Below are 21,296 nucleotides of genomic sequence, written 5' to 3'. Positions count from 1 at the left end.
GACAGAGGACGGGCCCACGGGCGTGCGGCATCCCCAGCGTGCCGACGTCGATGCCCGATTGAACCCATGCGCGCGCCAGGGCGCACTACGGCGTCGGCGTCGCCGCCGGCAGCTCGCGGCCGACGCGCACCGCGGCGCGGTAGGCCTTGCGGTAGCGGGCGAAGGCGTTCTTGTAGTCGCCGCCCGACAGCAGGATGCGGGCGTCGGCCAGCTCGGCCTGCGCGTTGCGGACGTCGTAGCCCGCCGCGGCCTGCATGTTGATCGTGTCTTCGACGATCCAGTCCACGGAGAGGTCGGTCGTGGTCGCCGTGAGGAAGCCGGCCTGGGATGCGGGCAGCTGGTACGTCGAAATCCGCTTGTCCAGCAGGTCGAGCAGGTTGTCCTCGATGTCCGTGCGGAGGTTCCAGGCGCGGTGGAAGTCGTGGCTTTGCTGCGACGCCCGCGACGAGACCGTTGTGTCGAGGTACGTGGTGACGATACCGTAGAAGACAGCCTCGTTGCAGTTGTTCGCGAGCTCGTAGGCCAGGTTCAGCGAGGCGGCGGCGATCTCGAGGCCGACGCGGACGCCGACGCAGATGACGTTCACCGGATTCGGGATGCTGGCCGAGCCCGTCAGCAGGTCGGGCGGGATGAACTGGCAACCGTACTTGGCGGCGACCGCGACGGCGTTCAGCACGGCGATCGAAATATAGCCGCCCGCGGGCGCCACCGGGCAGTCGTCACAGATCGGGGTCGAGCCATAGTCCTTACAATCCGGGAACTGCGGGACGAACGGCGGGAGGGTGGGCAGCGCCTGCGGTTGCATCGCACCGCCGCCCGGTGGGAGCTGGCCCACCTGGACGTGGCCGCTGGTCGCGAGGAGGTTGGCCGCCCACGTCGGCGCCGACCAGAAGCCTGGGTAGTCGGCAAAGCCTTCCTTGAGCGCGGCGAGCTCGTCGTATGTCATCTGCGGGATCAGGGCCTGCGCGTCGGCGACGCGGTCCTTGATGTCCATCCGTCGGTCCGGCGGGATGAGGTCGAGCAGGCGCTGGAGGTCGACGGCGAACGTCGCATAGGTGGCGCGGAACGCCTCGAGCTCGGCCGGTGTCGGCGGGTCGTCGTCCTGCGCCGAGACCGCGGCGTCCGTCACGCCCTGGGTGGCGAGGTACGGGGCGATGTACTCGCGCCACCGCTGCTCCTCCGGGAGCTGCTCGAGGATCGCCAGCTGGCGGGCCTGCACGGCGGCCGGCTCGTCGTCGTCCAGAAAGGAGAGCGGGGCGGCGGCGTTCGGGCCGGGCGGCGGCGCCGCAGCGCGGACGGGCCGCGCCGTGCCGAGCGCCGCGTTCGCGCCGTTGCCGTAGCCGAGGCCGGCGGCGAACGCGAGGGCGAGGACAACCGGGCCGAGAACCTTGGTGAGCGCGGTGTTGATGCGCATCAGACGCTCCTGTTGCCGCCGTGCCTACGGCGTCGACGACTGCTGGACGACGCGGATGTAGGCGGCGCGATAGCGCGCGTAGGCCGAGCGCCATTGGCTGTTCATGTAGTGCATGTCGCCCGCCACGAGTTCGAGCCGGGCGTTGTTCACGTCGACCGTCCCGCCGGCGGCGTTGTTCCGGTCGATCGCATCGGCGACGACCTCTCGGACGAGCTCGAGCTTGCCGCAGAACCGGAAGCGCTGCTCGACGTCCGCCTGCGGCATCAAGCTCCCGCAGCGGTGAAACGGCAGGATGAACAGGCCGATGTTCTCGTCCGCGCCGCGGAGGAGGTTGTGCTCGATCGCCAAGCGCATCTCGGTGTCGGCGTGCAGGTCGAAGCTCGCCTGCGAGACGCGGGAAGAGATCGTCTCGTCGAGCTGCGTGTTGGCCACGGCCTGGGCATAGGCCTCGCGGCAGTCCTCGGCCACCTTGTTCGCCGCCTCGAGGCCGTTGACCACCTCTTCGGCCGCGGCCGCGATGCCGATGAAGATGTACTTCACGAAGTTCGGCACCGTGAAGCCAACACCCGGCGGCGCGCAGATATCCTGCGACGACGTGCCCGACGCGTCGTTCAGGCCGCCGGCGATGATGGCTGCGAGCTTGGCGGCGAAGACCGCGCCGAGCGGTACAGCGTCGGGGCATTCCTCGCAGATGTTGTTATCGGTGTATGCCCCGGTGCAGCCCGGCCGGCTCTCCACAGGAGGCAGCGCCTCGCGCGTCGGGAACGGCGTGCGAAGCGGGTAGGGCACGGTCTGCGTCGCATCGGGCGTGACGACGGCGTCCGGCTGGAAGCCGCCCGGCGCAACCGGCAGTCGCTGCACCGGCGGTCCCCCGATCAGCCCCGGGGCGATCGCATAGCGCTGCGGACGGCGGCTGTACGTCACGCCCTCCGGCACGTCGTACGACGCTGCGATCGCGTCGACGTAGTGCGGCGGCACGGGCTGGCTGCCCGGCAGCAGGATGCTCTTCAGCATGTCGAAGAGCTGCCAGAAGCCCGGGTCGTCGCCCATGCCGATCCGAAGACGGTGGAGGTGCTCGTCGGGCATCACGGCGATCCGCGCCCGCAGGTCGCGGAGGCGGTCGACGCTGCCCGTGTCCGGCTGCGGCGCGACAAGTTCCTGCGCCTCGATGAAATCGTCCATCCACTCCAGGATCTCGGCCCGCTCGCCGGCAACCTGGGCGAGCGCCTCAGCGGTGAGCGTCCCGTCGGCGTTGAAGTCGTCGGCGGCGTCCTCGAAGCGGCGGCGCGCGTTGGCGGCGGCGCCGGAGCGCGCCAAGTCCTCGGCCGGCGGGGCGGCGGGTGCGGCCTGCTCGACCGGTAATGCCGACTGGGTCGACGGGCCCCCGCGGGCCGCCCGGGCATTCGGCGCGCTCGCGGCGCTCAGCGTCACCCCGGCGGCGAAGGCCGTGGCGAGGAGCCCAGCACCGATGACCGTTCGTTGCACGGCAACACCTCCTGGCGACCCGCACCGGATCGCAAAACCGACGGCCCGTCTGGCCGAACCGTACCCATGTGACGGGCGCGCCACACGACCACGGCAGTTACCCGTCGCGCACAACTGTAACGCGCGTGGGTCGCGGAAGGATACGCGTCGATCCGAATTGGCGCCAGCGCGCCGGCCGTTACTCTTGGCCCTTAGCGCACGCTCATGCAGTGGGGCGCATCGCCGCGGTCGTGCTCTGTCGAAGGAGGCAACGCCCACTCATTCGGGTCTTAAGGAACGATGGACTACTTGGGCGCGTGAGCCGTATCCACCCGACGTGCTGAACCGTTACATTGGCAGGCACCCGCATTGGCGCGCGGTGCATGCTGTCTGTTGGTGCCGCGACGCCGTCGGGGACCGGAAGCAGGCAGCCAGGAACGAGCCGTTGCCGCCGTCTCTCACGAACCGCACACGCATCCGCAGTGCCCGAGTGCTGCCACCGCGGACCCTCCCAAGGTCCGGCAAGGGCGAATCTCGGCCCGGCGGGACAGAATGAATCAGCTACCGAGCCGCCGATCCCGACGCGGCGCCCGGCCGAAGGAGAAGCACCCCATGCGCCCCACCGGTCCCATCCCGAGCGCGCTGGCACGAACCACCGAGCCGTATCGCCGTCGGATCGGCTGGCGGCTGCTGGTGCTCGGCGCGGTGTGCGGCGTGACCCTCGCCCTTTCGGGCGGCGGAGCGTCGGCGCAGGCGCCGCGAGCCGCCGGCGCGTCGTCCGACGTGCCGGTGACGTCCGATGCGACGGTCAAAGCCGCCAAGCCGATGAAGCCGCTGGCGGATCTGGATGCCGGCGGCGTGCTGCCGTACGTCGACAGCTTCGAGGACATGCTCGCCGGCTGGGACATCGACGACGGCCTCGGCACGGTGACGACGCTCACGGACGCGCAGTTCACCCGCGAGCCGGTAAACGACGGTCGGGACATCGTCACGCCGGACGGGGCGCGGATGGCGTTTCTCTGTTCGGGCCCGGGCGAGCGCGGCAACGTCAACCTCGGCGACCTGGACGGCGATCCGGACGACAACAGCGACAACGACCGCGCGATCATGTATCAGTCGTTCACCCTCTCGCCGACCCAGGTGCCGGCGACGCTCAGCTTCGACTGGAACTTCCTGACGGCCGAGTCGGACGGCACGACGAGCCCCGATCCGTTCGACGACTTCTTCATCGTCACGCTCGACGGCGTGCCGATCCTCACGGGCAGCGTGCCCGGCGGCGGGCCGTCGCCCCTGCCGGACGTCCCGGTCGACGGCGTGCGGATTCTCCAGGGCAACGGCGGCTGCAGCTTCGAGTGGGGCCAAAGCGGCTTCGAGACGTTCCAGCACCTGATCACGGCCTCCGGCCCCCACGAGCTGCGGTTCCTCGTGAGCGACCAGGGCGAGGACGACTTCCGGATCGACACCGGCTTGCTCCTGGACGACTTGCGGATCGAGCCCGAGGTCGACCTCATGGTCACGAAGACCTCGTTCCCGGACCCCGCCATCGCCGGCGAGCCGCTGTTCTACGAGATCACGGTCACGAACCTCGGCAGCGGCCGCGCGACGGACGTCGAAGTTGTCGACACGCTGCCGCCGCAGGTTCGCTTCATCTCGTCCAACGCGCCGCCGACGGACGATGGGATGGGCGGCCCGGTCGTCGACCCGGCGTGCGCCGAGACGGCGCCGGGGAGCGGCGTCGTCGAGTGCGAGCTCGGGACGCTGGACGGCGGCGAGACCAAAGTGTTCACGATCCAGGTCGACGTCGACCCCGAGGCGGTCGCCAACGGGTTCGAGCGGATGACGAACACCGTCCGGGTCTCTAGTTTCCAGGTGGACGCCGACCCGTCGAACAACGTCTTCGTCCAGGTCGCGTTCCTGGACGACTTGGCCGACCTGCGCGTCTGGAAGGTCAGCAAGCCGGACGATACGATTCGCGCCGGCGAGGTCTTCACCTACACCGTCTTGATCGAGAACCTCGGCCCGTCCACGGCCCGCGAAGTGCGCTTCGACGACACCGTGCTGTTCAACAGCAACGTCACGCTCGTGAACATGATTCTCGACCCGACCCGCGCCGACAGCTGCACGCAGGCGCCGGCGCCGCCGCCCCAGACGGGCCGCATCGTCCGTTGCATCCTCGGCGAACCGCTCGAGCCGGTCGGCAGCGGCCTCGGCACCGGGCGCTGGACGGTCCAGATCGAGGCGCGCGCCGTCGAGGCGACGGATGTGAACAACGAGGTCCACGTCTACACCGTCGACGCGATCACCGGGCGCACCCCGGGAACGCCCGATCCGGATCTGGCGAACAACTACGCCGTGGACAGCATCTCGGTGCTGGACACTTCGAACCTAGCGCTTACAAAGACGTCGATCGGCCAGGTCAGGAGTGCGGTAACGTGCGCCCTGACGACGCCGACGGCCGGTCAGGTCACGGCCGGATTCCAGCTGACGTACAACCTGGTCGTGACGAACCTCGTGCCCGCCTTCGGCGCGCCCGGCGGCAGCACCGCGACGAACGTCGTCATCGAGGACTTCCTGCCGCACGGCCTCGAGCTCGTGAGCGTCGTCGGCGTCGGCCCGAGCGGCGCGGCCGGCTGCCACGCCGGTACGCCGGGCAATCCGGGCGATCCGACGCGCTGCACGTACGGCTCGCTCGCCGTCGCCCAGACGGCGACGATGACGATCGTCGTGCGCGTCAACGACGACTACGTCGGCGTCTCGGGCACGAACCTGCTCCAGAACAGCGCTCAGGCGTCGTCGGACAACCTCGATCCGAGCCTCCAGAACAACTGGGTGAACCAGATCACGACGGTCGGTGAGGTCGCCGACCTGATCGTCAGCAAGACGTCGACGCCGACGACGGCGAATGCCGGCGAGTCGCTGAGCTACGAGATCATCGTCCAGAACAACGGCCCTTCGACGGCCCGCGAAGTGATCATCCGCGACACGCTGCCCGCAGGCGTCGTCTTCCATTCGGCCCGCATCGAGAACCTGCAGGGCCGCGAGAACTGCACGTACAGCACGGGTGCGCACCAGGTGATCTGCTCCGGATTCGACATCCCCCCGGCTGAGCCGAACACACTGCCCAACATCGGGCAACGCCGAATCTTCATCAATACGCGCGTCAAACCCGACACGGCGCCGGGCGCGATCCTGAACACCGTCACGGCGACGTCGAGCGTTACGCCGGACTGCAACCTCGCCACGAACTCGACGACGATCACGACGAACATCGTCGCCATCGCCGACCTCGAGATCGAGAAGACGAGCTCGCCCGTCAAGGTCTTCGCCGGCGAGCAGAAGAAGTACACCGTCCGCGTGACCAACCTGGGCCCGTCCTACGCCCAGAACGTCGAGGTCTACGACGTCCTGCCGGACGAGGTGAACTACGAGATCGACACGAACGCGCCGATGTGCACCCGGCCGGCCAACCTGCTCGGCTACCGCGCCGTCCTGGCCGGGGCCAATGAAGTGCCGCCGAACGCATCGCTGGCCAACGGGCTGGCGACGTTCGTCCTCGACACGACGACGAACCGCTTGGTCTACAGCCTGCAGGTGAACGACATCGACAACCTGTTGGACGCCCACATCCACGCGGGTGGAGCAGGCGTGAACGGGCCGGTCGTCATCAACCTCTTCAACCAGCCCCCGCCGCCGCCGTTCAGCCCGACGAATCCGGTCGTCGGCGAGCTCTTCCTGTCGGCGGCGCAGGCCGCGGCGATCATCGCCAACCCGGCCGGCTTCTACGTGAACGTGCACTCGACGGACTTCCCGGGCGGCGAGATGCGCGGGCAGATCGCCCTCACGCGCACTTCGCCGCTCCTCTGTCCGCTCGGGACGATCGAGCCGCGCGGCAGCAACCCGCCGCGGGACGTTGCCGACAGCGGCGGCGGGACGCGCACGTTCGACATCTGGGTGCTCGTGCGGCCCGAGATCTTCAGCGGTACGACGATCACGAACGTCGCCATCGTCACGAGCCCGACCGAGCCGGACCGCGACCTGAACCCGATCGCCGGCGTCGTGAACAGTGATGTCTACACGCTTGGGCGGAACAACGTCTCGGCCCGCCGGAACCTCGTGCTGACGAAGAGCGACCTCAAGGTCACGAAGTTCGGCAACAACGACGGCCAGGTGCGCGCCGGGCAGATCCTGACGTACACCGTCATCGTCGACAACCTCGGACCGAGCTTCGCCGAGACGGTGTCGCTCAAGGACGTGCTGCAGAGCGGTGAGCAGTTCGATCTCATCGACATCACGTCCGACCGCGCCACGACGTGCCGCAGCCTGGCGAACGGCGCCACCGAAACGAACAACATCCTGGGCACCGGTTGGCCGCCCGCGCTGCCGCCCGTGCCGTTCTTCGGCGTGCTCGAGCCCACCGGCATCCCGCTGATCAATCAGCGCTTGCAGGTGGACTGCACGTTGACGCAAGGGGACATCCTCGCGACGCCGCGCAACGAGGCCCAGCTGGCCGTCCTGCGCGCCGACGGCCCGCCGAACAGCGGCCGCTGGATCCTGACGATGCGCGTCCGATTCCGGCAGGCGCAGGACATCCGCAACGTCGCCGACGTGCTGTCCGCCACGGCCGAGGAGCCGCAGCCGGACAACAACCACGCCGAGGTCCTGCACGAGATCACGGACGTCGCCAACCTGTCGATCGTCAAGACGGCGGTGGGCGAGGTGCAGGTGACCGGCCAGCCCGGCCTGATCTACAACACCACCGCCGGTGCGCCGGCCTTCCCGCAGGCGCCGAACTACACGACATCCGCAACGCTGGCCACTGCCGGCCGCCGGATCCGCTACACGCTGCGGATCCAGAACGGCGGCCCGTCGGACGCGGAGAACGTCGTCGTGACGGACCGCCTTCCGCCGGGCGTGACGATCCTGCCCGGTTCGGTCATCGTCACGGTCGACAACCAGCCGGCCATGCCGGCCGGCACGTGCGAGACCGGCACGCCGGGCGACCCGGCCGACCGCCTCGTGTGCGGCCTCGGCACGCTGCTCGGCGTCGACTTCGCGATTCGCCGCGGTGCGACGATCCAGTACGACGTGCTCGTCGACCCGTCGCTCGCCGCAGGGTCGGTCCTCGAGAACGATGCGTTCGTGAGCTCGGACGTCTTCGACCCGTTCAACCAGAACAACCATACCCACGTCGAGACCGTCGTCGACACGGATGCCGACCTGTCGACGAGCAAGACGGCGATGGGGCAGAACGTTGTCGGCTACGACGTCGCCAACCAGCGCTTCATCCTGGCCGATCAACCCAACAGCGTCACGGCCGGCCTCGTGCTGCGCTACGAGATCGCCGTCCAGAACAACGGTCCGAGCGATTCGTCCAACGTCACGCTGTCCGATGTGCTGCCGGCGGGCGTGCGCCTGCTGCGTGTCGTCGGCGCCAGCTGCCGGCCGACCGAGGTCGGCGGCACGACGCTCTACTGCACCGTCGGCGATATGCCGGTCGGTGCGCGGCGGACGTTCGACATCTACGTCGCCGTCGACCAGGCCGTGGCGAACAACACCGTCATTCAGAACTGCGTCACGTCGCTCTTCCTTGGCGCCACACCGCCGGCCCAGCCGCCCGCACTGCCGCCGCCCGCGCCGACGCTGCCGCTGACGGACGATCCGTTCGTGCCGAACAACCTGGCCTGCAACAACACGACCGTCCGCGCCGTGGCGGACGTCGGAGGCCCGGAGCCGGGTCCGGCGACTTCGGGTGCGCTGTCGTTCATCGAGAAGAGGGACGTGCCGGCCGAGCCGCGGTTGGACATGCCGATCGAGCCGGACCTTGCGATCGCCGGCCTCGAGCACCGTTACCGGATCCGGTTCGGCAACGCCGGGCCGTCGACGGCCGTCAGCGTCGTCCTGACGGACACGCTGGACTTCAAGCAGCCCGGCCTGCCGGGTGAGCGCTTCGTGCGGTGTGAGCCGCTCGATCCGGACGACGCCGTGGTCTGCACCTACAACGCCGTCACCAACGTCGTGACGCTGGCCAATCTGCGGGCGCACAATGAGGTGATCTTCAGCGGCGGCCTCGGTACGCTGGCGCCCGGCATCACGTACGGCTTCGACCTGATCACGCTCGTCGATCCGGGATACATCCTCGATGCGTCCAACACGCTCGCCGCCAACCTGTTGAACTCCGAGCCCGGCGCGATCGCCCGCAACACCGTCTTCGTCCGATCGACGACGACGGACTTCCGCCTGGGCAACAACCGCGACACCGAGCGCACCCGGATCATCGCCGAGGCCGATCTCACCGTCGACAAGACGGACCTCTTCGGCGACGACTTCCTGCAGTGCGACCCCGTTGCGCGCGGCGGCATGATCACGTACACGATCCGCGTCCGTAACGACGGTCCATCCGATGCTGCGGAAGTCTTCGCCATCGATCGGCTGCCCGAGGCATTCGTGGCGGTCGACCCGGCACAGGTGGACGTGACGATCTCGGCGGGCAGCATCGTCGAGGTGCGCGACGACGGGCGGATCACGCTCCAGGTCGGCAACGGGGTGAACAATGCCGGCGTGCCGGAGCTCGGCCGATTGAACGCCGGCCAAGAGGTGATCATCACGATACAGGCGATGGTCCGGCAGACGGCCTTGTGCGGCGGCTTCGCCGTCAACGTCGTCACCGTCGAGACGCGCCGCAACGACGTCCGGTGGCCGCCGATCATCACCGGGCCGCCGCAGGGTGCGCCGCCCGTCAGCCCGACGGAGCCGCGAACGCCCACGATCGACCCGGACGCGAACAACAACCTCGACTTCGAGAACACGAAGATCGAGTGTCCGGCGATCGAGATCAACAAGACGGTCTCGTTCGACGGCAAGTGCCCGGGTCGCGACGTGCCGCAGATCAACCGCACCGGCCAGCCCGTCACGTTCTGCTTCGAGATCAAGAACACGGGCACGACGTACCTCGACGACATCTTCGTCGAGGACACGCTGCGCACACGCACGACGATGCCCACGGTGATCTTCACGGACACGATCAAGTTCGGCGTCGACCCCAAGGTGCCGGTCGCGCCGGGCGAGACCGTCCTGCGGCAGGTGACCTATCAGAGCCTCGACTGCGAGTGCGGCATCGTCGAGGACATCGTGACCGTCACGGCCAACCCCGTGAACTCGGGCCGCACCGACCTCACGTGCTTGCCGGACGTGACGGACTCGGACATCGCCACCATCGAGGTTCCGTGCGCCGGCGTCGACTTCCGGCTCCAGCTGCCGGTGCTCAACAGCGGCGAATGCGAAACCTGGGTCACCGTACAGAACGTCGGTGACCGCAGCATCGTGCCGCTCATGGTCGTGTGGGGCGATCCGGGCTTCTGCCCGCCGCAGGCGGCCGGTCCACTGAAGGCGGAGTGCGGCGGCTTGCTCAGGCCGGGCTCGGCGTGGCGGTTCGCTGCCGGCCAGGTGCCGACGGGCAGCCGCAGCGCCGTCGTCTACGCGATGAGCGCCGAGACCGTCGAGGTCCAACCGGGCACGAAGGTGCCGTTCGGGGCGCTCGTGTGCGAGGACATCAACCTGTACGTCGTCGGTCGCGACCTCGAGTGGGTCCGGTTCGACGCCGCCTACCGGATGCGCGGACTGTGGCGAACGTACGACTTCGGCAAGTACCTGAGCGAGCCTGTGGCCGTCGTCGTCAACCGCACGTGCCCGGACGTGACGGACCCCAACCAGAAGGTCAGCGCCGCGTACATCGGCATCTCCAGCGACCTCGAAGGCGCGGCCGACCCGCGGAGCGGCGGCCACGGCTTCTATGCGCCGCTCGTCTTCGCCAACAAGGGCGGCCTGAACTCCGTGATCCACATGCAGAACTCGGGCGCCCTGTGCTCGAGCCTGGAGATCTGGTTCTACGGCCAGGACAACTGCATGCGCCCGATGCTCGGTGACGTCCTCACGCTCTCGCCCGGCGAAACGGTGTCGTTCGATCCGAACACCGTCGTCGGACCGGACTGGCTCGGCAGCGCCTGGATCCGCTCGACGGTCCCGCTCCGGGGGTCGTCGTCGACACGAACGGCGCCAACCACTTCACGAGTTACAACGGCTATCCGGCCGACGTGTTCGAGCTGGACTTCAGCTTCGGCAACCAGATCAACTACGCCCCGCTGACGTACAGCGAGTACCAGGGCTGGGATTCCGCCATCCAGGTCCAGAACCTCTCCGGCACGACCGCGGCCAAGGTCAAAGTCTACTTCCTGGATCGTGCCGGCGGGATCATCACGACGCTCGTCGACTGGATCTGCCCGCGCGGCAGCCAGACGTTCTTCCTGCCGGTCATCGGCGGCCTGCCCGGCGCGTGGGTCGGTTCGGCGCGCGTGGAGAGCCAGGAGTGGATCACGCCCGGCGGTCCGAACGTCGAGCCGCCCAAGATCCTGTCCGTCGTCCTGCTCGAGAAGTGGGCCGACCCGGCGCGCACGGCGCGGCGCGAGGCGATTGCCTATAACGCCCAGACGGAGTGCTACAGCTACGACTGGCAGCTCGGCAGCGGCAAGGGCGGCACGGCCAGCGGCGCAGCGGTCTTCGCCATCCCGCTCGTCGCCAAGGGCTACAATGGCGTCACGAGCGAGATCGCGATCACGAACCTCGTGCCGAAGCCCGGCTTCACCGACTTCGTCATCTACCTCTACGACCAGAACGGCCGAATCGACCACTTCTGCGAGAAGCTGACCGAGAAGCAGGTCGAGTACCTCGACCTGAACACGATCGGCTGGATCCCGCCGCGGTACATGGGCTCGATGGTCATCAGCGCCGTCTTCTGGGAGCACGACGTGTTCCGACGGCCAAGGCCGGTTCGTCCGCAACCTCGTCGGCCTCGGCGCCGTGAGCGTCGAGCGGATCGGCGGTGTCCTGAACGGCAACGACGTGCCGGGAGATGAGAGCAAGGCATTCGAGGCCTTCCCGATCTTCGACCACTTCGAGCCGGAAACGGCTCCGAACTGCCCTGGCGTGCCGGTGTTCCAGCCGCTCGCTGAGCGATAGGCGCCGGTCGGGCTTGTCAGAGACCGCCGCACGCCCCAAGGAGAACCTCCCATGCGCAGGCGAATAACCATCCGCCTGGTGAAGAGCCAAGCCCGACCCGTTCGCATCGCCAAGGCGCTTGGCGTCGCGCTCGCGGTCGCGCTGGCCTTTGCCGGCGGAGCGGCGCGTGCACAGAGCGGGACGACCGACGTGCCGCAGCCGGCGGGCGCGCCGCCCGAAGTGCCGGCCGCGGGCGCCCCCGGCGTGTCGCAGGCGGCCCCCTCGGGCGACCAGCCGTTCGCGATCGACCTGACGCCGCCGGTCGTGAAGAGCGATCCCATCATCATGGGCGACGCCGGGAAGGGCATGCAGCCGATGGCCATCGGCGGCGGCCTGGCGAGCAACGGCTACTACCGCTACGTGGACTCCGACGAGATCGGAAACCCCGGAGGCGCCGATCTCGGACTTCCGCGACATCCGCTCGATCGGCACGCCGCTGCCGGCGATCACCGACGACGAGTGCGTCTCGGTCGCGCTGAACGGCGGGGTGCTGCCGGACTTCAGCTTCACGTACTTCGATCAGGTCTACACGAGCGTCTTCGTCTGCGGCAACGGCCAGATCAGCCTCGGCGGCCCCGACAACCGCTTCTCCAACGCGTGCCCCCCGACCGGCGGTGCACCCGCGGGCGGCAGCATCTTCGGCCTGTGGGACGACTGGCGCGTGGCGACGAACGGCCGGATCCTGACCTACACCTTCGGCACGGCGCCGAACCGGGTGTTCGTGGCCCAGTGGGAACAGGTCAGCCACTTCAACGAAGCGGCCGAAACGGTCATCTTCCAGATCCAGATCCTGGAGCGCAGCAGCGACATCCGGGTCGAGTACTTGAACGTCGACAGCGGGCAGCCGGACGCGCTCGCCCTCTACCCGTCGCCGGACAACCGCCTGCTCGTCAGCAGCGAGACGGGCGACAAGGTGACGCGCTTCACGACGCCCGGCACCTTCGAGGGCGTCCACATCCGCAGCGGCGAAGCCGGCCTCGACGGACCCTCCGGCATGACGATCGGTGACGGCGTGGCCGGCGGAACGGGCGACCCGACGGCGGACGGGGTGGACGAAGTCTTCGTCAGCAGCTTCCACACGGACCGCGTGCTCCTCTACAACGGCGCCCACCCCGGCACGCAGCTGAACGACGGCTTCTTCCTCGCGACGTTCGTCGGCGCGGGCTCCGGCGCGCTGGACGGGCCGCGCGGCCTGCGCTACGGGCCGGACGGCAACCTCTACGTCAGCAGCTTCAACAACGACCGGATCCTGCGCTACAACGGCACGACGGGCGCGTTCATCAGCACGTTCGTCGCCGCGGGCTCCGGCGGGCCTGACGGCCCGGACGATCTCGTGTTCGGGGCCGGACGGCCACCTCTACGTGAGCAGCTACAACACCGACACGGTGCTCGGTACGACGGCTCGACCGGCGCGTTGCTCGGGGACGTTCGTCGCGAGCGGCTCGGGCGGCCTGGACGGTCCGCGCGGTCTCGCGTTCGGCCCGGCCGACGGGAACCTGTACGTCGCGAGCGAGAACAACGACCGGGTGCTGCGCTACGCGGGCGGCAACGGCAGCTTCTTCAACGTCGCCGTGGCGCCCGGACTGAACGGCCTGAACGAGCCGCGCTACATCCGCTTCAACAGCGTCGGCAACCTGTACGTCGTCAGCCACGGCTCGAACCGCGTCCTCGAGTTCGACGTCGACCTCGTGACGTTCCTTTCGCCCACCCTGCCGTCGTTCCCTGGAAGGGCTTGTCTTCAACGGTGGCTTCCTGTACGTCCTCGAGCCGCTCCACGAACGAGGTGCTCCGCTACAACGCCACGACCGGCGCGTTCGTCGGTGTGTTCGTGAGCGCTGGTTCAGGCGGCCTGAACGGGCCGCAGGACCTCGTGTTCGGTCCGAACGGCAACCTGTTCGTGTCGAGCATCTTCTCCAACGAGGTCATCGAGTACAACGGCATTACGGGCGCGTTCATCGACGAGTTCGTCGAGGACGATCCGGTCACGCTCGTCATCGACGAGGACGGCGGCCTGGACGGCCCGCACGGCCTGCGGTTCGGGACGGGCGGCGACCTGTTCGTCGCGAGCATCAACACGGACGAGGTGAAGCGCTACAACGGGACGACCGGCGCGTACATCGGCAACTTCGTTACCGCCGGCAGCGGCGGACTCGACGTCCCGCTCGGGATCGTGTTCCAGGGCGGGGACCTGTACGTGTCGAGCTTCCAGACGGACCAGGTCAAGCGCTACAACGGGACGACCGGCGCGTTCATCAGCAACTTCGTCGCCGCCGGCAGCGGCGGCCTGGATGAGCCGGCCGGCATCGTCTTCGGGGGTCTGGACAACAACCTATACGTCACGAACCAGTCCAACGATCGGGTTCTCGCCTACCATGGCACGACCGGCGCCTTCATCGGCACGTTCGCGCCGACGGGCAGCGGCGGCCTCGACGGGCCGCGCATGCTGTCGTTCGGCCCGGACGGCCGGCTGTACATCGGCAGCCGGTTCAACAACCAGGTGATGACGACCGCCGCGACGCTCGTCAACGCGATCGCCACCGGCGGCGACCGCAGCGGCGGGCGCTCGGCCACGGTCGGGCTGGACGGTCCGAACGGCACGCTCGGGCTGACCTACGGCTGCAACCCGGGCGGCGGGATCGGCGCGCCGATCGTCCACGAGGACCTCGCGGTGAAGTTCATCGCGCCGCCTCCGGCCGGCGCCGACCTGCGGGTCGTCTTCAAGCGCGTCGACAACCCGATGCCGTGCGAGGACGAGGTCATCACGTTCGAGATCAAGGTCCAGAACGACGGTCGCTACGCCGCCACCGGCGTGACCGTCCTCGACCAGCTGCCGCCGGGCCTGATCTACGTCAGCAGCACGGCCACCCAGGGCAGCTACAACAACGTCACCGGGATCTGGACGGTCGGCAACCTCGCCATCGCCCAGATGGAAACGCTGATGATCACGGTGCGGGTCGACCAGAACACCGCGCGCACGCCCGGGCGGTTCGACAGCGAGTTCGTCATCGCCGACGGCGACCCTTCGCCGGCACCGCCGTTCGGCCGGCTGCGCCGCCCGAGCGCCATCCTCCGCGACCCGGCGACGGGCAACTGGCTCGTCTCGAGCTACGACTCGAACGAGGTCCTCCGCTACAGCTCCACCGGCGCGTTCGTCGACATCTTCGTGGACCGCCAGCCCGATGTGGACTGCGACGTGCCCGGTCTCGGCTGCCTGCGCGGTCCGGTCGGGCTCGCGATCCGGGCCGGCGTCCTGTACGTCGCAAGCAACCAGACGAACCAGGTGCTGCAATTCGACGCGACGACGGGCGCTCCGCTCGGCGAGTTCGTCGGCCCGAACCCGCTGTTCCCGTTCCCGAACGGGATCGCCGGGCCGCGCGGGCTCGTCTTCGACGGCGCCGGCAACTTGTACGTCTCGAACGCGCTGAACAGCCAGGTACGGCGCTACAACACCGCCGGCGGCTTCACCGGCGTCGTCGCGGCGCACAAGGACGACCCGAGCCCGGGCGTGTTCGGCATGTTCCCGAACTCGACGCTTTCCGGCCCGGACGGGATCGTATTCGGCCCGGACCGGAACGGCGACACGATCGCCGACCTCTACGTCGCGAGCCGGAACTCGAGCGAGATCCTCGTGTTCAACGTCGTCGCCTCGGCCCAGATCGGCACGGGCGCGCTGTTCGACGCGACCGATGGCCTCTCCGGGCCGACGGGCATCGTGCTCTCGCCCGACCAGCGCTACCTCTACGTGGCCAACCGCGGGTTGTCGCAGGTCCTGCAGCTCGACCTCGTGTTCCTCGGCCCCGGCCTGCCGATCATCGCCAGCAACCAGAACGGGCTGGTCGGACCCGAGGCGCTGGCGATCGATCCGGTCTCGGGCAACCTCCTCGTGGCCAGCACGGACTCGCACCAGATCCTCGGCTTCGGCCGGATGGTGAGCGGCACGTTCGAGGGCGTGTTCGACAACACCGGCGTCGACGGCATCCGGGCGCTGAAGATGAGCTTCCTCGACCAGCAGCTCTACGCCGCCATCGTCGACCCGTCGAACAACGACGAGGTGATCATCCGGCGCTACAACCCCACCACCGGCTCCGAGTCGGCCACGCCGTTCTTCGACGCCAACCTCCTCAACGCGGCGTGCGGCATCGGCATCGGCAGCATCAACAACGTCTTCGACATGGAGATCACGGCGGACGGCAAGCTCGTCTTCCTGACGCTGAACGTGTCGTGCACGTTCACGACCATCGACTCGGCCATCGTCGTCTTGAACGGGCCGACGTCGACCAGCCCGGGCTCGGTCGTCGGGTCCACCCCGATGGACGGGCCGGGCGCGTTCGGGCTCGCCATCGGCGACGGGGACGACGTCTTCGTCGCCCGCGACCACTTCTTCTTTCCTGATGACATCCTGCGCTTCGACGGCGCGACCGGCGCGTTCCTGGGCGTCTTCAGCTCCGGCGGGCTGCTGAACGACCCGCGCGGTCTGGCGTACGCACCGGACGGCAACCTGTACGTCGCGAACCGCGGGCCGAACAACATCCTGCGGGTCAACGCGGCGGGCGTCGCCAGCGACCCGGCCGGCTTCAACCCGGCCGGCTTCATCGAGGATGTGTTCTACGGTCTGGACGGCAACCTGTACGGCACGACCCACCCCGGCGCCGTCGAGCGCTGGAACTTCCTGACCGGCGCCGCACTGCCCTCGTTCGGCGGCGGCGTCCTGAGCGTGCCCGGCGACATCGTGTTCCTCCCGGACGGCGACGCGCTGGTGGCCGACCGCGGCAACAACCGGATCGTCCGCTTCGACGGGCATGCGGCGTTCTTCGGCGTCTTCGCCCAGGTCCGCTACAGCGCGACCGTCCCCGGCCTGAACTGCGCCCGCTACCTCACGTTCGGCCCGGACGGCAACCTGTACGTGTCCAGCGAGTTCACGGATCGCGTCCTGCGCTACAACGGGACGACGGGCGCGTTCATCGACACGTTCGTCGACGAGACGAGCGGGCTCGACGGGCCGCGCGACCTCGTGTTCGGCCCGGACGGCAGGTTGTACGTCGCCAGCTACAACAACAACCAGATCTTGCGCTACAACGGAACGACGGGCGCCTACGAGGGCACGCCGTACGTCCCCGGCTTCTTCGGCTCGGGGGCCTGCAGGGTCCGGAGGGCCTCGCGTTCGACCGGACGACGGCCTGCTCTACGTCTCGAGCAACATCGGCAACCAGATCCTGCGCTACTTCGACACCGGCTTCCTGCGCGGCTTCCCGATCCCGCCGCCGTTCGTCGACTTCGGCGGCTCGCCGTCCCTCATCGCCCCGCGCGGTCTCGCCTGGGGCCCGGACGGCGACCTCTACGTCTCGACGCCGAGCGGGATCTTCCAGTACGCCGGGGACACGGGCGCGTTCGTCCAGGTCTTCTCGCACGGCGGACCGCTGGCCGGCGCGGCCGACCTCACGTTCGGCCCGGACGGCAACCTGTACGTCGTCTCGAGCGGCAGCTCCCAGGTCCTCGTCTACCAGGGCCCGCAGGTCGCCTCCCCGATGTCGCCCGGTGATTTCCTGGGCGAGTTCCTCATCACCGAGCCCGGCGAGCCGGCGCCGATCAACCCCACAGGCCTCGTGTGGGGCCCGGACGGCGACCTCTTTGTCGCGAGCTGCGGCAGCCACAACGTCATCCGCTACCGCGGCTTCATCGCGAACCGGGCGACGATCTCCGGCAACAGCAACCCGCCGAACAACCCGAACGACCCGAACCTGTCGAACAACACCGGCACCGTCGCGGTCTGGGTCCAAGGTGCGGATCTCGAGGTCGAGAAGACCGTCGACGACAACACGCCGGACGAAGGGGACACCGTGATCTACACGATCACGGTCACGAACCACGGTCCGAAGGACGCGATCGACGTGCATGCGACGGACGTCCTGCCGCCGCAGCTGACGTACGTCAGCTCGACCGCCAGCCAGGGCACCTACACGCCCGGCACGGGCGACTGGAACGTCGGCGCGCTGGCGTTCGACGAGAACACCGGCATCGGCGCCGAGGCGACGCTCGACATCGTCGCCACCGTGAACCCGGGCGTCGCGGCGGCGAACCCGATCGTTACAAATACCGTGACGGTTGACGACCTCTCGCCGATGATCGGCGACCCCGACACGCGCAACAACACGGCGTCCGTGCCGATCTTCCTCGTCTTCGCCGACCTGGCGGTCACGAAGTCCGTCGACCTGCCGATCGCCGACGAGGGCCAGACCGTCGAGTTCACGATCACCGTCACGAACAACGGCGAGGACGACGCGACAGGCGTCCAGATCCGCGACCGCGTGCCGAGCGGCATGGCCTTCGTCAGCGCCACGACGCCGCCGGGCACGACGTACAACCCCGTTTCGGGCATCTGGAACATCGGCAGCCTGCCGGACGGCGCGATGCGCACGCTCCTGCTGCGGGGCCAGGTCCTCAGCGGTACGGGCGGCCAGGTTCTGACGAACGTCGCGACCGTCGCCGCGACCAGCCTGCCCGACCCCGATCTGAGCAACGACACCGCCACCGCAGACGTCTCGGTTCGCGGCGCGGACCTTTCGATCGACAAGACCGTCACGCCCGGTCCGTACGCCTTCGGAACGCCCGTGACGTTCACGATCGTCGTGACGAACAACGGGCCGCTGAACGCCGTCGGCGTCACGGCGCGCGACCGGCTCCCGGTCGGCCTGACGTACGTCTCACACACCGCTTCCGGCGGGACGTACGACCCGATCTCGGGCGTCTGGACGATCGGAGCGCTGGCCAACGGCGCGTCGCGCACGCTGACGATCAACGCCACGTTCAGCTCGGCGGCCAGCGAGTCCGCGACGAACATCGCCACGGTGACGGCGTTGACCGGGGATCAGGACCTTAACAACAACCGCGACGCCGTCGTCCTCGGCGTCCCGAACATCGACCTCGACATCATCATCGTCTCGCGCCCGGCGGCCATCTACCCGGACCCGGCCGAGTCCGCCGCGGCGCTCGAGCTGGCGCGCGACGCCCACGACGCCGGTGAGGGTGGGGACACCGCTCCGGCCGACGCGGTCGAAGGCCCGGACGCACCCGACGCCGCCGACCCGGACGCCGAGACGCCGCGCCCGCCGCTCCTGCCCGGCCCGGCCGTCGCCGGCAATGGGCTGTTCTACGACATCACGGTCCGCAACGACGGGACGAGCATCGCCACCGGCGTCGTCCTCACGCTCATGCTCGATGTCGACGTCCACTACGTGACGGACAACAACGTCCCGCAGTGCGTCGAGGCGCCGGTCGGCTTCCTGACGTGCCAGTTCGGCTCGATCCCGCCGGGCGGGAGCAAGACGATCACGGTCCAGACCGAGGTCGAGCCGGACGCCTACTACACGCGCCTGATCGCCGCCCAGCCGCTCGTCCTGACGCTGCGCGCCGGCGTGACGGCCGACCAGGACGACACCGACATCCTGAACGACACCGAGGTCCACCTGACGCATCTCGTCGACCTGGCGGACACCCGGATCTGGAAGATCAGCAAGCCGGACGATGGCATCCGCGCCGGCGAGATCTTCACGTACACCCTCCTCGTCGAGAACCTCGGGCCCTCGCACGCCCGCGATCTGGCGATCGACGACACGCTCCTCTCGTCGGGCGCGTTCACGCTCGTCGGCACGCTGCTCGATCCGGCGCGGAACGACGCCTGTACCGTCGCTCCGGCGCCGCCGCCGCTGTCGGGCCAGATCCTGCGCTGCACGCTCGTCGAGCCGCTCGAGCCCGTCGGCAGCGGCTTCCGGCACCGGCCGCTGGACCGTGCAGGTGACGGCCCGCGCCACGCAGACGCAGGACATCAACAACGAGGCGCGCGTCTACAGCCGCGACGGCGTGACGGGACGCATCGGCACGCCCGACCCGCGGCTCGGGAACAACGTCGCCGTGGACAGCATCTCCGTGCTGGACACGTCCGATCTCGTGATCACGAAGTCGTCGGTCGGCATCGTGCGCAGCCCGACGGTCTGCGCCACGACGACGAGCGTTCCGAACAACGTCACCGCCGGCGAACGGCTGACGTGGACGATCATCGTGACGAACCAGGCGCCGGCCTTCGGGGAACCGGGCGGCAGCATCGCCCCGAACGTCGTCGTCTCCGACTTCGTGCCCGCCGGGCTCGAGATCGTCTCGATCGCCGGCGTCGGGCCGGCGGCGTCGGCCGCAGGGTGCCACGCCGGTACGCCGGGCGACCCGTCCGACCCGGCCCGCTGCGTCTTCGCCTCGCTCGTGGCCGGCGCGTCCGGCACGGTGACGATCGTGGCGCGGGTGAACGCGGACTACGTCGGGCGCTCGGGCACGAACCTGATCGTGAACAGCGCCTACGCCTCGTCGGACAACATCGACCCGTTCTACGACGACAACTTCGTGACGCATATCACGACCGTCGGCGAGGTCGCCGACCTCTCGATCCAGAAGATCGCGACGCCGAGCCCGGTCATCGCCGGCCGCGAGCTGACCTACGAGCTCGTGATCGAGAACGCCGGCCCGTCGAACAGCCGAAGCGTCACGGTCCGCGACACGTTGCCGGCCGGCGTGATCTTCGTCGGCGCGCGGATCGAGAACCTGCGAGACCGCGAGCTCTGCACCTACAGTGAGGGCGCACATCAGGTGATCTGCTCGCTGTTCGACGTGCCGGTCGGCGAGCCGCCGGTCGGCGGGCGCCGGATCTTCATCAACACCATCGTCCGGCCCAACACACCGCCCGGCTCGGTGTCGAACACGGCGCTGGTCCAGAGCGTGACGCCCGACTGCAACGCCGTGAACAACAGCACGACGATCGTCGTGCCGGTTCAGACGCAGGCCGACGTTTCCATCCAGAAGACGGTCGAGCCGGTGAAGATCGCGGCCGGCCGCCAGGTGAAGTACACCGTCCTCGTGACGAACAACGGCCCGTCGGACGCGCAGAACGTCGTCGTGACGGACACGCTGCCGCCGGAGGTGATCTATGAGATCGACACCCTCCAGCCGCCGTGCGTGATCACGAACGCGCCGGCCGTGCCGCAGATCCTCTCGTGCGCGATCGGATACCTGCCCAGCGGGCAGTCGCGCAGCTTCGACATCTGGGCCCTCGTCCGGCCGAACATCCCCGCCGGGACGACGATCACGAACAACGTCACCGTCTCGAGCGAGACGTCGCTCGGCGATCCCGTCGCGGCCAACAACGCCGCGTTTGCCAAGAACTACATCCTGTCGGTCGTCGACTTGTCGATCTCGAAGTTCGGCAACAACGAGGGCCGCGTGCGCGCCGGCCAGATCCTGACGTACACCGTCATCGTCGACAACCACGGACCGAGCTTCGCCGAAGGCGTCGCGCTGAAGGACGTCCTCCAGTCGGCCGAACAGT

At 68.8% G+C, this 21,296-nt stretch carries 6 protein-coding genes and 1 pseudogene; 5 read left to right on the top strand and 2 right to left on the bottom strand.

What is annotated here, in order from left to right:
• Positions 1-85: 85 nt before the first annotated feature.
• Together IPG72_09220 and IPG72_09215 are read right to left on the bottom strand one after the other, a co-directional pair.
• Positions 86-1,414: a hypothetical protein gene (locus IPG72_09220; protein MBK6769168.1), complete on the bottom strand. Its 1,329-nt coding sequence runs from the start codon at positions 1,412-1,414 to the stop codon at positions 86-88.
• Between the two features lie 24 nt (positions 1,415-1,438).
• Positions 1,439-2,899, bottom strand: a complete 1,461-nt coding sequence (locus tag IPG72_09215; protein ID MBK6769167.1) for a hypothetical protein — start codon at positions 2,897-2,899, stop codon at positions 1,439-1,441.
• A gap of 591 nt (positions 2,900-3,490) precedes the next feature.
• On the opposite strand from IPG72_09215, the gene IPG72_09210 reads away from it, so the two are divergent.
• From IPG72_09210 to IPG72_09190, 5 genes and pseudogenes are all read left to right on the top strand, one after another.
• Entirely contained in the window at positions 3,491-11,020 is a 7,530-nt protein-coding gene (locus IPG72_09210) for a DUF11 domain-containing protein (protein MBK6769166.1), read from the top strand.
• Positions 10,969-11,787: a hypothetical protein gene (locus IPG72_09205; protein ID MBK6769165.1), complete on the top strand. Its 819-nt coding sequence runs from the start codon at positions 10,969-10,971 to the stop codon at positions 11,785-11,787. The genes IPG72_09210 and IPG72_09205 overlap by 52 nt, the downstream gene beginning before the upstream one ends.
• Positions 11,788-12,416: 629 nt before the next feature.
• Positions 12,417-17,468, top strand: coding sequence for a DUF11 domain-containing protein (locus tag IPG72_09200; protein MBK6769164.1), 5,052 nt, complete (start codon positions 12,417-12,419; stop codon positions 17,466-17,468).
• Entirely contained in the window at positions 17,455-20,547 is a 3,093-nt protein-coding gene (locus IPG72_09195) for a DUF11 domain-containing protein (GenBank protein ID MBK6769163.1), read from the top strand. Before IPG72_09200 ends, IPG72_09195 begins: the two co-directional genes overlap by 14 nt.
• Positions 20,474-21,049 (top strand): annotated as a pseudogene (locus IPG72_09190) (DUF11 domain-containing protein). The gene IPG72_09195 and the pseudogene IPG72_09190 overlap by 74 nt, the downstream one beginning before the upstream one ends.
• Positions 21,050-21,296: the final 247 nt, after the last annotated feature.

Origin of the sequence: Candidatus Avedoeria danica (assembly GCA_016703025.1) — a bacterium.
Lineage (GTDB): Bacteria > Chloroflexota > Anaerolineae > Epilineales > Epilineaceae > Avedoeria > Avedoeria danica.
This window is presented reverse-complemented; position numbering and strand designations above follow the sequence as displayed.

Bases quoted from the DNA above. Each gene is read 5' to 3' on its own strand.
- IPG72_09195 (MBK6769163.1), top strand. From the start codon at position 17,455: ATGTCGCCCGGTGATTTCCTGGGCGAGTTCCTCATCACCGAGCCCGGC.
- IPG72_09220 (MBK6769168.1), bottom strand. From the start codon at position 1,414: ATGCGCATCAACACCGCGCTCACCAAGGTTCTCGGCCCGGTTGTCCTC.
- IPG72_09210 (MBK6769166.1), top strand. From the start codon at position 3,491: ATGCGCCCCACCGGTCCCATCCCGAGCGCGCTGGCACGAACCACCGAG.